Annotated in this window: 8 protein-coding genes and 5 pseudogenes; 8 read left to right on the top strand and 5 right to left on the bottom strand. The window is 69.3% G+C overall.

The genetic code is table 11. The annotated features are described in order from the left end of the window. Window positions 1-295: 295 nt before the first annotated feature. Window positions 296-1,076: pseudogene (locus AQI95_RS46965) on the top strand (IS5 family transposase); the annotation flags it as partial. Window positions 1,077-1,094: 18 nt separating this feature from the next. Continuing rightward, a pseudogene (locus tag AQI95_RS45955) lies at window positions 1,095-1,328 on the top strand (transposase); the annotation flags it as partial. A gap of 493 nt (window positions 1,329-1,821) precedes the next feature. Here AQI95_RS45955 and AQI95_RS42290 read toward each other — a convergent pair. Beyond that, window positions 1,822-3,273, bottom strand: a complete 1,452-nt coding sequence (locus AQI95_RS42290) for an amidase (RefSeq protein WP_067136595.1) — start codon at window positions 3,271-3,273, stop codon at window positions 1,822-1,824. Between the two features lie 151 nt (window positions 3,274-3,424). Between AQI95_RS42290 and AQI95_RS42285 the strand changes: the two genes are divergently transcribed. From AQI95_RS42285 to AQI95_RS49605, 5 genes and pseudogenes are all read left to right on the top strand, one after another. After that, the gene (locus AQI95_RS42285) at window positions 3,425-4,012 is read left to right on the top strand and encodes a TetR/AcrR family transcriptional regulator (protein ID WP_067136594.1); all 588 of its coding nucleotides are present in this window, start codon (window positions 3,425-3,427) and stop codon (window positions 4,010-4,012) included. Between the two features lie 700 nt (window positions 4,013-4,712). Further along, window positions 4,713-6,446 carry an immunity 49 family protein gene (locus AQI95_RS42280; RefSeq protein ID WP_067136593.1) on the top strand — a complete coding sequence of 578 codons (1,734 nt, stop codon included), beginning with the start codon at window positions 4,713-4,715 and terminating at the stop codon, window positions 6,444-6,446. A gap of 145 nt (window positions 6,447-6,591) precedes the next feature. After that, window positions 6,592-7,347, top strand: a complete 756-nt coding sequence (locus tag AQI95_RS42275) for an alpha/beta fold hydrolase (protein ID WP_244189077.1) — start codon at window positions 6,592-6,594, stop codon at window positions 7,345-7,347. A 44-nt stretch (window positions 7,348-7,391) separates the two neighbouring features. Continuing rightward, window positions 7,392-7,601 (top strand): annotated as a pseudogene (locus AQI95_RS50520) (transposase); the annotation flags it as partial. Window positions 7,602-7,623: 22 nt separating this feature from the next. Beyond that, window positions 7,624-7,950 (top strand): hypothetical protein, encoded by a 327-nt coding sequence (locus AQI95_RS49605; protein WP_244189076.1) that lies wholly within the window; start codon window positions 7,624-7,626, stop codon window positions 7,948-7,950. Between the two features lie 902 nt (window positions 7,951-8,852). Here AQI95_RS49605 and AQI95_RS42265 read toward each other — a convergent pair. The 3 genes and pseudogenes from AQI95_RS42265 to AQI95_RS45950 all read right to left on the bottom strand — a co-directional run. Beyond that, window positions 8,853-9,890: a MerR family transcriptional regulator gene (locus AQI95_RS42265; protein WP_067136591.1), complete on the bottom strand. Its 1,038-nt coding sequence runs from the start codon at window positions 9,888-9,890 to the stop codon at window positions 8,853-8,855. Continuing rightward, entirely contained in the window at window positions 9,884-10,633 is a 750-nt protein-coding gene (locus AQI95_RS42260) for a HEAT repeat domain-containing protein (protein ID WP_208614406.1), read from the bottom strand. The genes AQI95_RS42265 and AQI95_RS42260 overlap by 7 nt, the downstream gene beginning before the upstream one ends. 192 nt (window positions 10,634-10,825) lie before the next feature. Next, window positions 10,826-11,731: pseudogene (locus AQI95_RS45950) on the bottom strand (pyridoxal-phosphate dependent enzyme); the annotation flags it as partial. Between the two features lie 9 nt (window positions 11,732-11,740). Between AQI95_RS45950 and AQI95_RS48580 the strand changes: the two are divergent. Further along, window positions 11,741-12,400 (top strand): annotated as a pseudogene (locus AQI95_RS48580) (NAD-dependent DNA ligase LigA); the annotation flags it as partial. A gap of 296 nt (window positions 12,401-12,696) precedes the next feature. On the opposite strand, the gene AQI95_RS42250 reads toward AQI95_RS48580, so the two are convergent. Beyond that, a complete protein-coding gene (locus tag AQI95_RS42250) occupies window positions 12,697-13,497 on the bottom strand; it encodes a hypothetical protein (RefSeq protein WP_208614405.1) in 801 nt (266 codons plus the stop codon). Between the last annotated feature and the right edge of the window lie 129 nt (window positions 13,498-13,626).

The following is a 13,626-nucleotide window of genomic DNA, read 5'->3' as shown; positions in this document are numbered from 1 at the left end:
TAGGACACGGTCTAAGAAGCGTGCGCGACTAAGAATGGCTCGTCTCCCACAGCGAGGCCCGCATCACCTGGACCTTCATCACCCTCATGGTCCACCGTCTCACCCGCTCTCCCCGACCACCGCGCACCACACCACACTCCGTCGAACTGGTGAAAACGGCCGCCAAGCCCGCAGGTGATCAGCGGCAGTGGGATGGTCGCGCTCATGGCCCTTCTTGCGCTGCGCCCGCCGTGATCGCGGCGCACGACTCTCTTCACCGGGAGCTTCTTCCTCACGTTCCTGATCAACGAGCAGCCGGGGCGGTGGGGTGGCCGACATTGATGACGAGGCGGTGTTCGCGGCCATCATTTACGTGCTGGTCAGCGGTCGTGCCTGGCGGACTCTGCCGCCGTGTTTCGGGGCGTCGAAGTCGACCGCGCACCGTCGGTTCCTGATCCTGTCGCGGGCGGTGTCTGGGGACGGCTGCACCAGAGGGTGCTCGAGTTACTCGCCGGCCAGGGCTTCATCGACCTGTCTCGGGCGGTGCTGGACTCCGCTCACGTTCGCGCGAAAGAAGGGGGCGAACTTGCAGGTCCGTCGCCCGTGGACCGGGGCAAGCCGGGTTCCAAGATGCACGTCCTGTCCTACGCGAACGGACTGTCCCTACGCGTCGTCCTCTCGGCAGCGAACCCCCATGACAGCCTCGGGCTGAAGCCGATGGTTACCCATTTCCACGTAGGACATGAATCCCACAGCGACCGTTCCAGGCCCCAGCGGCTGCATGCCGACAATGCTTACGACCTGCCTGACCTGACCTGGGTTCAATGGCTGCACAGCCAACGCATCGGCGCCCGTATCGCCCGCAAAGGGTCGACTCGAACGAACGACTGGGCCGCCGACGGTGGGTTATCGAGCGCACCCCGTCCTGGCTGACTGGCTACCGCCGTCCGTCACCCCGATACGAGCTACATCCCCACAACTACCTGGCCTTCCTCGGCCTCGCCACAGCCCTCTGCTGCTTCAAAAGCCTCCTCAAACTGACCATGCAGGACACCGTGTCAGCCTCCCGCCGAACACATATTGAAACCGTCACCTAGAGTGGTCGCCACCGCTGCGTACTCGGCGTCTCCACCCGCCGCGTCGAGAAGCTGGCCGAGTCTCTAGGCTCACCCAGCTGTCGAAGTCTCAGGTCAGCGCGATAGCCAGGCATCTGGACGAGCCGGTCGCCGCGTTCCGCAACGGGCCCTTGGACGCCGTCCCCTACGCGTCCGTCCGGGTCGACACTCTGACGCAGCAGGTCCGCGAGGGCGGGTCTTGACGTGGCCACCACGGAGGACGGCGTCGGCTGGCCTTCACCGCCACGTGACTCGGAATGACGGGCCCAGTAAGGGTGAGTGAAATAGAGCCAGTTGCTCTTCAAACCCGCAGGTGCATTTGCGTACTGCCCACGCGCGTGGGGGTTCATTCCACCGTTGTGCGGCCGTCTTGTCAGGCTCACGCGCCCCACGACCGTGAGGAGCACCCGACGGATGACGGAAGAAACCCGCAGGTCAGATGGTGTTTCCTATGGCCTTCTCATTTGGACGCGCTGGACATTCTCACGTGATGTCACCATTGATTCTCATCACGTGTCACGCGGTTGCCGCGACACCCAGCAACAACACATGACGTCGAAATGAGAATTCATGGTGACACTGAAGTGAGAATTCGCAAGGGGCAGTGGGATGGTCTTGGAGTGATGGGCGTGATGAGCGTGATGGGGCGTCCGCGTGCGAGAGCTCTTCTCGCACCAGAAGGCCTTGCGCTCGGGTTGCTGCGGCAGAGGGACGAGTGGGAGCGCGGTCAGGCGTTGTGGTGACTGCTCGCCCACACGGCGGGGGTCCGCTGCTGCCAGGGAGCGGCCTGTTCCAACTGTCCGGCGAGTCGGAAGAGGACGTCCTCACGTCCGTATCCCGCGGCGAACTGGATGCCGATGGGGAGTCCGGTGGAGAGGTCGGTCTCCAGGGGGACGGACATGGCTGGGGTGCCCGCGACATTGAACGCGGCGGTGAAGGGCGATCGGTGCAAGAGTTGCTGGAGCCAGCCGAGGCCGTCGGCGCCCTCCGTACCCTCGGCGTACGTGCCCAAGGAGACGGGCAGTTCGGGCAGGGTCGGGGTGAGCAGCAGGTCGTAGTCGGTGAAGTACTGGCCGATCGCGCGCGCGACGCTGTTGCGCATCGCGAGCGCGTGGACGAACTCGGCCCCGCTGACCTGCTGTCCGTAGGCGTAGCTGGCCAGCATCTCGGGTTCGACAGTGGTGGAGTCGACGGGGCGCTCGAAGGCCGCGGCAAAGCCGTCGATCCATGTCACCAGATTGGTGCTCCAGAGGCGGGCATTGGCCAGGATGAATTCCTCCCAGCTGACGCCGAGGTCCACCTGGACCTCTTCCACCCGGTGCCCCAGGGATTCCGCGAGTCGTGCGGAGCGGAGGGTGGCGTCGACGACGGTGCCGTCGACAGCCCGACCGCCCCAGGGCCGCGCAAGGAGGCCGATCCTCAGACTGCCCGGGGAGCGAGTGACCTCCTGCGCATAGGGCCGCTCAGGCCGCTGGGCGACATAGGGGTCACCGACCTCGGGGCCATGGACGAGGTCCAGCAGCACGGCGCTGTCGCGTACCGAGCGGCTGAGGGCGCCGTGGACGGCGAGCCCGTTGAAGACCTCGTCCGCGTCGGGGCCCATGGATATCCGACCGCGGGTTGGCTTCAGCCCGAACAGGCCGTTGCTGGCGGCGGGGACACGGATGGAGCCCGCTGCGTCGGTGGCATGCGCGATCGGGACGATGCCCGCGGCGACGGCGGCTCCCGAGCCGCCACTGGAGCCGCCAGGGCTACGGGTCGGGTCCCAGGGGTTTCGGGTGGCGCCGTACAGGACGCCTTCCGTGGTGGTGCTGTATGCGAACTCCGGAGTCGCCGTGCGTCCGAGCGTCACCAGCCCCGCGCGGCGGAAGCGCGCCATCAGCGATGAGTCGGCCCCGGCGACGTTCCCGGCGGCGATGCGGCTGCCCAGCTCCATCCGCTTGCCGGCCATCGCGACAGCGAGGTCCTTGATCAGGAAGGGCACCCCCGCCAGCGGTGTGCTGCCCGGAGCCGGTGTGTCCTGTGCAGGCCACGTCTCGACGACGGCGTTGATCTGCGGATTCACCACATCGGTCGCCAGCTGGGCGGTCGAGGCGAGCTCCGCGGCAGTCACTTGGCCGCGAGCCACCAGGTCTGCCAGGCCGACGCCGTCGTAACTCACGTACTCGGAGAGCTTCATTTTCGTCCATCCACGAGAATCGATACCGGACATCGATACCGACGGGTATCTAATGAGACCCATCGGTATCGTCTGGGACTGATCGGTACCGTAGCATTGAGGGCAGGGCGGTGCACCGCCCACCGGAGCGATGAGGGGCCGTACGGCGAACATGGACAGAGCCAGCAGGCAGAGCAGGGTGGCCAAGTTGCCCCCCCGGGAGCGGATCCTCGACGCGGCGGAGGAGCTGTTCTCGCGCGAGGGGATCAAGGCGGTGGGTGTCCAGGCGATCGCCGACCGGGCTGAGACCACCAAGATGGCGCTGTACCGCCATTTCGCGACCAAGGACGCACTGGTCGAGGAATGGCTCCGCATCGTCGCAGCCGACTACACCGCTGTGTTCGACCAGTTGGAGACCGCACACCCCGCCGATCCCCGGGCACAGATCCTGGGGATGGCCCGGTTCATCGCCGACGGACTTCCCGAGATCTCCCACCGGGGGTGTCCGTTCATCAACTCCATCGCGGAACTGCCCGACCGCACACACCCGGCGCGTCGGCTGATCGAAGCCCACAAGGCCCGCCAGTTGCGTCGGCTCGCCGACCTGTGCGCCCGGGCCGGGCTGCCCGAACCCGAAGATACAGCCGCGGAGATCACCTTCATCCTTGAAGGAGCCCAGGTAAGCGCCCAGAACGGAAGCATCGAGCACGCGGGTGAGCGGCTCATGAGAATCGTCGAGGCCGTCCTGGACCGCCACTAGGCCACGCAGGCTGCCCCTGGTGAAGGGACACGCCACGGAGTGATCCTGGCGTGGTGGCGCGGCCGTGCGGCGTGAGCTTCTGCTCAGCCCCCCAAGGGTGGCATTCGCCATAGCCCTGTCCTCCGAAGGAGCCTTCGTCACCGTCGCCGGGCGAACCGAGGTATCACTGGAGGGCACCGCCCGCGCGATCACCAAGGCCGGCAGGGCCGCGCAGGCGCTCACGTGCCACGTGACGGTCGCCGCGACGACTACGCCGGGCCAAGACGCCCGCCACGCCCTCGCGCGCGCCCTGACCTACCTGGGCCGGCTGACCGAGCCGGCCCAGGTAGGCATGTCGGGTGCCGGGCTCGTGGGCACCGCACGGCACCGGCCAGGCCGATCCGGACCCGACCTACCCGCGCGGACACTTCAACCTCGGCCTGGCGCACGGCATCCCGGCCCGCTCGTCCTGCACACCTACGTCACCGACCTTCCGCCAACCACGGCATGGGAGACAGCGCGCTCTTGCTGTGCCGGACAAGCAGACCCGCCCCAGCCGGTGATCGATGGTGATGACCTGCTGTTCCAGGCTGAGTCCGCGCACTGCAACCGCATCCTGGGCCCCGGTCACAGCAGTCGCTGACCTGTCAGATCCCGCGTCTAGGCTGGCCGTCGTAGAGACCGATCAAGGAGCAGGGCAGTGCGAATAGAGCGTCACCAGGTGGGCGGGGCCGTCGTGTCGGCAGCACGCGAGGACTTCACGAACCGCATCGGGGGGCAGGTGCGGTCCATGTCGAGGGCCGGCCGGATGACCACCTACGAATGGCAGTCGATCGCAGACGAGTTCCTCGACTTCCTGGGCGCCCTCTCCGTCACCGCACCCGACCTCGACACGCCGGATGCCAAGGCCGCCCTCAGGGATGCATCCGAAGCAGCGGCCGGCGCCGTCGCCTACGCCGCCTACCACCCGCATTGCAGCTTCCAGGTCTTCCTGGAGTACGTGAACTTCGGGATGAGCTACGACCGCGGTGTGGACGGTCCCGAGGAGAGCGTCACGCCCGGGGAGTGGATCGATGCGCTCTGCCTGGCGTTCCTCAGGGACAGGGCCAAGTGGCACGGCGAAGCCTTCCACTTCGCCCGTCAGAAGTTCGCCGAGAAGGCACAGGGCACGCCCCTCGGCGAGCTCGCCACCGCATTGGCGGCCGTGGTCCTGGACGACACCGGCAACGACGAGGAGTATCCGCCGAGTGCGCAGGCCAAGCTCACCGCCGTCGACGCGGCCCTGGACCGCGTCCGAACCCGCGCTCAGGAGACCGGCGAGCCGCTCCTGGACCGGCCGGACGGTGCGGCGCTGCTCACGCTGCGCGCCCTGACCGCCGGGGACCGGGAGGCCTTCGATGCCGCGCTGGCCGATCTCCTGACCAGGCACGCCACCCTGCACGGCCCCGCGGCTTCCCCGAGCACTCTCCTCCCGCTCGTCCCCATTGCCCTCGCCGCTCTCGCGTACCGGACCCTGGGCTGGGCCCCGGCCGTCCGCACCGACTACCTCCCGCACGCGCTGGTCACCGGCTTCGAGACCCGAGGCCCCCGAGTCGAAGGGTTCGGCCAAAACCGGCGCCCGGACGCGGTCGCCGCGCTCGCCGCGGGCCTGCTGGTGGTCGAACGGCCCGTCTGCAAGCGGACGATGGACCCGCAGATCGAGGCCATGTACGAGGAAGACGTCCAGGAGGCGTTCACCGCCGTCGACGGAGACCCCCTCGCCGTCTGGCGGCTCGGCAGCGTCATGGGCGATCAGGAGCGCCTGTTCAAGTGGCGCGCGGGTGACACCGCGGCCACGGACGCCCTGCTCGTGCACCTCCGGCTGGCCTCCCAGATGGGGGCGGCCCTCTTCCGTATCGCCCTCGCGGAACCGGGCACCGAGGCCGAGGTGACCATCGACGGCCGCACGCTGCGCTACCCGGCCGAGCGGGACGAGGAAGCCGGCGCCGGCAACTGGCACACGGCCGCGGCCTTGGCTCTCATCACCGGCGCACGCGAGGACCTCGCCCCGCTGGTCCTCACCGGCCCCGCCTTCGCCGGCCCGGACGGTTCCGCCTTCAGCGCGTACCGCGAAGCCCTCCACGCCTACCTCAAGGGCGTTGATCCCGAACCGGCCGCGCAGCGGGCGCTGCAACAAGCTGAGAAAGCCGAGGACTGGGGCTTCGCGATGCCGCCGGCCGTGCTGCTGTCGCAACTCGTGGAAGGCGACGAGGAGAGCTTCAATCTGGCTCTGGCCGATGCGCTCGAAGCCCACCGCGACTACTACCAGGTCGCCGACCGCGCCGACGATCCGGACGCTTCCGTGAACCTGGACATCCTCGCGCTGGCCTGCCACGCCCGCCGCCGCGGCTGGGCCATCCGCGTCGAGTCCCCCTACCTTCCGCAGGATCTCCTGCTGGCCGCCGAACCCTTCTAAGGCCTGTTCCAAGTTCAGTTCGCGGGGCTGGTCACACAGGGCTCGCTCGCCTCCCGCCCGATCTAGGACGGCTTATGTCCTAGATCGGGCCTACCTTCGTTCGACCTTGTTGGAAGGCGCTGTTCGTGCAGCACCTGACTGGAAGATGAACGAAATGGCGACGTATGTACTGGTTCCCGGCGCCTGGCTGGGCGCGTGGGCCTGGCGGGACACGGCCCACGCATTGACGAAGCTCGGTCACCGGGCACTGCCACTGAGCCTGACCGGGCTCGGTGAACGAGCGCAACACGGCGGCCCCGACACCGATTTGGACACTCATATCGAAGACGTCACCGCTTTTGTCGAGGCGCAGAATCTGTCCGACGTGACGCTCGTGGCGCACAGTTACGCGGCAGGGCCGTTGAGCGGCGCCGCCGGTCGGCTCGGCCGACGGCTGCGGCGGCTGGTCTACGTCGACAGTGCGCCGTTCAGTGAGGGCATGAGCTTGCTCGGACTGATGCCGCCGGAGCGGGTGGCGAGGATCCGACGACAGGTCGCCGAGGATGGGGAGGGCTGGCGGCTGCCGCTGCCTCCGTTCGAGGAACTGGGATCCGAGCGCACCCTCGACGGGCTCGGGCCCGCACAACGCCGACTACTGCGGGCCCAAGGCATGCCGCAGCCCTTCCGCACCTTTGAACAGCCGTTGGCCAGCGCCGCCGCGCCCGGTCCCGAGGTGGACCGTGTGGTCGTCGCCTGCCATGACTTCACGGCGATGCTGGACGCCGGTGAGCCGCTGCTTGCCGGTCTGAACATGTCACCGTGGCGCCGGTTCGACCTGGCTACCGGGCACTGGCCGATGCTGTCGGTCCCGGGCCAACTGGCCTCGACCCTCCACGAGGTCACGTGCGGCCACGCCGGCTGACGCCGTCTCGACAACACGTCGAGGGCGACCAGTAGAAGTGCTGTGTGCGGGGTGATCTGAACAAAGTCGAGTGGGAGTTGTTCGAGCCGCATCCGCCGTTGCGCGAGCGCGGGCCGATCCCCGACCTGCGCCGGCACTTCGATGCGGTGATGTGGCGGTTCAGGACGGAGAGTCCGTGGCGGGACTTCCCCGAGCGGTACGGGCCCTGGTCGACCGTCTACGGTCGGTTCCAGATCTGGGTCGCCGCCGGGACCTTCCAGATGCTGATGGACAACGATGATCGCCGAGGCGGCGAGTCGCGGGCAGGTCGACTTGAGCCTGGTCAGCGTGGATTCCACGGTGTCCCGCGCCCACCACCACGCTGCCGGGATGGCCGTCGACCCAGAGCTCCTGGCGGAACGGGAGAAGGTCGCCGCAGAGGAAGAGGGGGCTTCACGAAAGAGGCGAAACGCCCTGCCGGCTGCGGCGGCAGCCGATGCCGCCGACCCTGAGCGGGAGGAATGCCACCGCATACGGCGGCGCCGCAAGGCTTGGCTCCGTGCAGCCAAGCTCGGGCGGTCGGGTGGCGGACTGACCACCAAGACCCACCTGACCGCCCCCTGACGGCGGTGGCCACCGCGACGAGAGCCAGGGATGTCCTGGCCGGAGAGCAGCGCCACGGCCACGTCAGCACATGCTCGTGCCATGATGCGGGCACCGTGCAACAGGGCCGTTGCGGGCAGCAAAGTCCGTCTACGGGAGGCGAAGTACTTCTCGACCGCAGAAGCCGCGCTCGGCTCCTCCGGTGGAAGGGCGACGGCTGCGCCGGCCAATGCACGCTCCAGGGCACGCAAGGAATCCGCGGCGTGGAGCAGCTGTACCGCGCGAGCGGCAGGCGCAGCGAACGGCTCTACCCCGTCAAGCGCTTCGAGCACCTCGGCTGCCGTGCCCGATCCAGGCACATCGGGGCGCGGGGAAGCGTCAGGACGGTCGGAAGAACCCCCGGCATCCCCAGTGTGCCTCTGCTCCGTCAATGACACCCTCTTGGCTGCCTGGCGGCCCCGACCGATCCGATGCGGACCGGGCATCCCAGACCCGCGCCAGGCCGGGCCAGAGCGTCCCTGGCCATGCTCCGCACACAGACCCCGGCCGAACCGGGAAGCGCTTCCCGGGCCGCATCCGGGCACAACCGGTGGGTGGGCTGCCCGCCGCGGCGGGTCAGGTCCAGACGGCTGTCTGTTCGTGCGGTGGGCGGTACTTGGAGCCCGCTGGGCCTGTTTACTGGTGAAGGGGCAGTTTTCCAGGGCTGCGCTATTCGGCCGCCTGGAGGATCGAGGCATGAGCACCGACCCTCTGCCAGCGTCCGGGTGGCCGAGGCGCTCGCCCGGCGATTCCCGGGCCGAGGCGCACCTGCGGTGTGCACACGCTGCCGTCCAGCTATGCCCGTGACACCTTCTGCCTCCTAGGCGAGCCTCTCGTGAACCGCCTTGAGAGGCCATGGCTGATGCCTCGTTCAGATCGCGCTTTCAGGAATGCTCGTCAGCTTGGTCTTCGAGGGACCTCTCTTTGAGAACTCCGACAAGGGCTGAGGCGACGAGGGCGACAGCGCTGTCGTCGTCGTGGGCCAGTCGGCGTAGGACCTCCTGCGCGGTGGTTCCCGCGAGCTCGACCAGCGCCTGGGTAAGGCGGATCCGTGTCACGGAGTCCGCGGTGGGCGCGGCCAGTTCGCCGACCAGGGCGGTCGTGATCCAGTCCGTGCACCGGGGATCCAGGGACAGCGTTCCCAGAACCTCCGCCGCGTCCACGTCGTTGGAGCCCTCCACCACCATGCTGACGAGTGTGGGCACGGCCGCGGCCACGCCCTGCCTGCCCAGAGCCAGAGCAGCGTGCCTGCGCACCGTCGTGTCCGGGTCCCCGAGGGCGTCCGCGAGCACCGCGGTAGCACCCGGAGCCTCTGGCAGCTCGGCGATCGCCAGCACCGCGCGCCGCCGGATGTCGGCGTCCCCCGAGTGCGTGCCGGCGTACAGTGTCGCCACGCCGTCGCCGCCCGATCGGGCGAGCGCCCAGCGCAGGGCGCCTGCGACGTGCGGGTCTGATTCGGTCAGGACCGCCTCAGCCAGCAGTTCGGCGGGTACCGACGCGTCCTCCGGTCGGGCCAGGACGGCCTGCTGTCTGCGCGCGGCGCTGGGCGAGTTGAGTTCCCGCATGAGTGCGACGATGCGCAGCACTCCCTGCCAGTCGGTGGGCGCCGACGCGTCGATCGCATGGAGCCGCTCGAGCAGCTCCTGTTCCCGTGCCAGGCGGTCCTCAGTCCGCCGGATGAGGTCGCTGACCAGGGCGGACGGCGTGAAGGCCGGGTCCTCCAGCGCGCGCCCGATCTGCTTGAGCGAGAGCCCGAGGGACCGCAGGCTCTCCACATGGAAGATCCTGCGGACATCCTCGGCGGAGTACTCGCGGTAGCCACCGACAGTGCGGCCCGTGGGCCGCACCAACCCCAGGGCGTCGTAGTGCCGGAGCATCCGGGTGCTCACCCCGGAGCGGCGGGCCACATCGCCGATCAGCAATTCCCGCCCTCCGATGCCTCTGCAGCCTTCGCGGCCTCCATCGACTCGGTCGTCTCCGCGGGCTCGGCGGCCTCCGAGGTTTCGGTGCCTGCCGACGCAGCCGCGGCGGCAGCAGCAGCGGCTCGTTCCGGGCCGAGTGCGACCATGCGCTTCGCCTCGTCGAGGGCCACGTCGAAACCGGTCTCCGGGTTCTGCCGGAGCAGTTCGGTGGCACGGGCGTGCGCGGTCACCGCCGGGTCGGAACTCTCCGCGGCCCTCTCCAGGGCCGACCTGATCACGTCACCGAGGTCGGCCAAGGCCCGGCTAAGACTCAGCTGCACAGTGCGGTCGCCACGGCCGAGTTGCAGAACCAGTTCGTCGGCCAGGTCCTTCTCCTCGCCCTCGGGCACGAGGACGACCGCGACGCGCCACGCGGTCCGCGCGACCTCGTCGTCGGCGTCCCGCAACATGTCGCGGGTGATCCAGGCCCACGTGCTCTTGTCGCCGATCTTGGAGAGTGTGTGCAGTGCCTGGCTGCGGGCCTGGGTACGCTCGGAGTCGAGTTCCTGGCGGATCCGGGGCAGGGTGGTCTCCGGCGGGAGGCGGGTCAGCGCCCAGGACAGCATGTCTCGGACGAAGAAGTCCGGCTCGACCGCGCACCGCTCGACGAGCGTCTCCAGGAACACGGGGTCGGGGTTCGAGCCGACCGCCAGGGCCGTCTGAAGCCGGACCGACGAGTCCTCGGCGCCCAGGGCGTTGGTCACACGGGTGTTCTGCGTGGTTGCGTCGGTCGTGTTGATCGGGACCACCTCCTGCGCCCAAGTGAAAACCTTGTCACCGTGTCAAGGTCAAGTTAGTGGCCGGCGAATACGGCGACGTCCTGGTCGCAGCGCGGCGTCCAGGGCTGCGGGTTCTTGCGGGCGGTGAGCATCGCGCGGAACGCGTCGATCTTCGATCAGATCGATGGGGTCGGTGTTGGCTCCGCACAGCACGACGCAGACCCTCTCGCCGCTGGCGGCCCGGTAACTGCGGCTCGGGACTTTCGACCGGCCCTGCAGGTCCCGGTCGACGTGCTGGCCCGGCGAGCTGAGGGCGGCCGGCGCGGTCGCGGCACCGTGTTCGACGGCTTCCTTGCGGTGCTCCCACAGTGCCTGCCGTGCCCGGACGATCTCCTCATCCCGTGCCGGCACGGAATGCACGCGGTCCTGCTGGGCGGCGTGCAGCGCCATGGCGGAGGTTCGGCGGGCCCCGAGGGAGTCGGCGGCGATGAAGTCGACTGTGACGTCGATGCAGCGGCCGGCCTGCAGGGCAGTGTTCAGCGCACGGCAGTTCTGGGGGCTCCACGGCGACGGCGCGGATGCCGTGGTGCTGGGCAGCGGTGGCCACTCCGGCGAACAGGCCGCCGCCGACTGCGACAGCTACGGTGTCCAAGCCGGGGGTCTGCTGGTGGATCTCCCCCAGCAGCGTGCCGGCTTCGGCCGCGATCAGCGGGTGGTCGTAGGCGTGGGCGGCGAGCGCCCCGGTGGTGGCGGCGAAGTCCTCGCAGGCGGCCAGAGCTTCGGCGTACTCGGTCCGGTCAACCGTACTTCGGCTCCGTAGGAGCGGAGCCTTGCGACTTTCACCCGCGGGGCTGTGGCGGGCGGGAAGACGTCGGCCTGCACGCCCTGCTGCTGGGCGGCCCAGGCGCAGGCCAGGCCTGCGTTGCCGCCGGAGGCGATCGTCGCCCCGGTGCCGGGGAGGGCGCCGGCGTCGCGGTGGGCCTGGAGAAAGTTCTGCGCGCCCCGGGCCTTGAAGGATCCGGTGTGCTGCATGAACTCCTGGGCCAGCCAGACCTGGCAGAGCTGTTCGGGCCGTTCGTCCAAGAGGTCGCGGTGGCGATGCTGAGCCTGGACAACGTGTTCTCGCCGGAGCAGTTCGCCGCCCGGACCGCTTCTTCGGCTCGCCGGATCGGGCCGTGAGGTGGAACGCTTCAGCGTCGAGCCGAAGCTCGACGGACTGGCCGTCGCCGCCCGCTGTACCCAGGGCCGGATGACCCGGCTGATCACCCGGGGCGACGGGTTCGCCGGTGAGGACGTATCCCACGCGATCGGCACCATAGAGGGCCTCCCGGACGGACTGGCCGAGGCGGCCACGGTGGAAGTACGCGGCGAAGTGCTGATGATCACCACCCAGTTCGAGCACGCCAACGAGGCGCGCACCACACACGCCGGGCAGCCGTTCGCCAACCCCCGCAACGCCGCAGCGGGCACCTTGCGCGCCACGGACCGCCTCCACACCGTACCGATGACGTTCTTCGGCTACGGCTTGCTGCCCCTTGCCGACACCGAGCCCGAGATCGCAGCACTGCTGGGCGAGCGCGCACACAGTGACCTGTTTGCCCTGGCCGTCAAGCTCGGCGTGGACGCCACCGCCCACACCGCCGTGCCCGGCATCACCGCCACGACCACCGAGGCGTCCTGGCCCGGGGGCAGGAGATCGCAGCCCTGCGGGCCCAGCTGCCGTTCGGGATCGACGACATCGTCATCTCCGCCGGCCGTCCTGAATGCTTTCGGCCGGGGCCGACCCGGGCCGGATGCGTTCAGAGCGTGTTTGATTCCCGACCTCAACGCGGTCGAACCCGCGCCCCGTCCAGCGCTGTTCCGCCCTTCGGTACCTGACACGAGATCCCGCAGCCGTACAACTGGCGCGACGAGTAGGCCGGCGGCCGTGGCCCGGCGTCACCGGACGAGTCGGCTCCCCTCTGTGCGGGCGCTCGTCGCGGCCTGGCGTGCCGTGTCCGGCCGAGCCATGCTGCGTCCGGCCGGACGGAACTCCCAGCTCCGCGGCGCTAACCCCGCCACCGCACCCCGTGCTGCCGCTGCAGCCGGTGGATCTCCCACCAGGTCAATGCAGTCACCGACACCGGGCCACCGAGGAACGCGCAGACCGCGAGCGGCAGCGGGCCCGGTGGCAGGCCTCCCGACGACAGGCCGAGGAAGGCGAACACCCAGACCAGGACGGTGGTGACCAGCGCGGGCAGCGCCGCGTGCAGGGCGGACAGGTTGAAGGCGTGGCGCAGCGCCGGTCCGGAGGTGAAGCAGAGGAAGAAGATCACCCACCAGAACGGCGCCCAGCACACGAACATCACGGACACCCAGAGCAGCAGCCCGAACAGCCCGTTGGCGCTGCTGGGCAGCAGCCCCATCCCCTTGCCCGCCGCCATGAACAGCAGCGGCACCAGCGTCCAGGCGCCGAAGTACCACAGGGCCGACCGGCCGGCCAGCCACAGCTGCGTCCGCATGGCCCGCCGCGTCCCGGGTCTGGCCGCCCAGAAGAGCAGCGCCACTACCAGCGCCGCACTCAACAGTGCCAGCCAGGGCGCGAACAACAGCCGTTCCAGGAATTGCTTCTGTGCGTCCGCCACGTCCTGCCAGCCACCGAACGCGGCCAGCAGCCCCACTGAAATGACCAGGGCCGTCCAGGCCCGCACCCGCTGTACCCGGGACACCTCGGGGTCCTCGATCCGCCCTGCCGGACGTACGGGGAAGACCCGGCGCGCCATACGGCGGGCCGTACGGGCCAGTTGGTAGCCGACCAGCAGCGGCACGGTCAGCCACCAAAAGCACGGCAGGACCAGCACCAGCACCACGCCAGGGGCCACCTGCGCCCGCCGCCCCCTCAACACCTCACCCAGCGGCGGCCATTCGTCCTCACGCAGCCGTCGCCACAGCGGCGTGTACGGCCGCGGCGGGTCGCCCGCGGGCCGCGGCCCGCCATA

The sequence above is a fragment of the Streptomyces yokosukanensis genome (assembly GCF_001514035.1).
GTDB classification, from domain to species: domain Bacteria; phylum Actinomycetota; class Actinomycetes; order Streptomycetales; family Streptomycetaceae; genus Streptomyces; species Streptomyces yokosukanensis.
The sequence above is the reverse complement of the archived record's forward strand: the minus strand, read 5'-3'. Positions and strand labels throughout refer to the sequence as shown.

Coding starts and splice junctions, on each gene's coding strand:
- AQI95_RS42290 (WP_067136595.1), bottom strand. CDS start 3,273: ATGAAGCTCTCCGAGTACGTGAGTTACGACGGCGTCGGCCTGGCAGAC.
- AQI95_RS42285 (WP_067136594.1), top strand. CDS start 3,425: ATGGACAGAGCCAGCAGGCAGAGCAGGGTGGCCAAGTTGCCCCCCCGG.
- AQI95_RS42275 (WP_244189077.1), top strand. CDS start 6,592: ATGAACGAAATGGCGACGTATGTACTGGTTCCCGGCGCCTGGCTGGGC.
- AQI95_RS49605 (WP_244189076.1), top strand. CDS start 7,624: ATGATCGCCGAGGCGGCGAGTCGCGGGCAGGTCGACTTGAGCCTGGTC.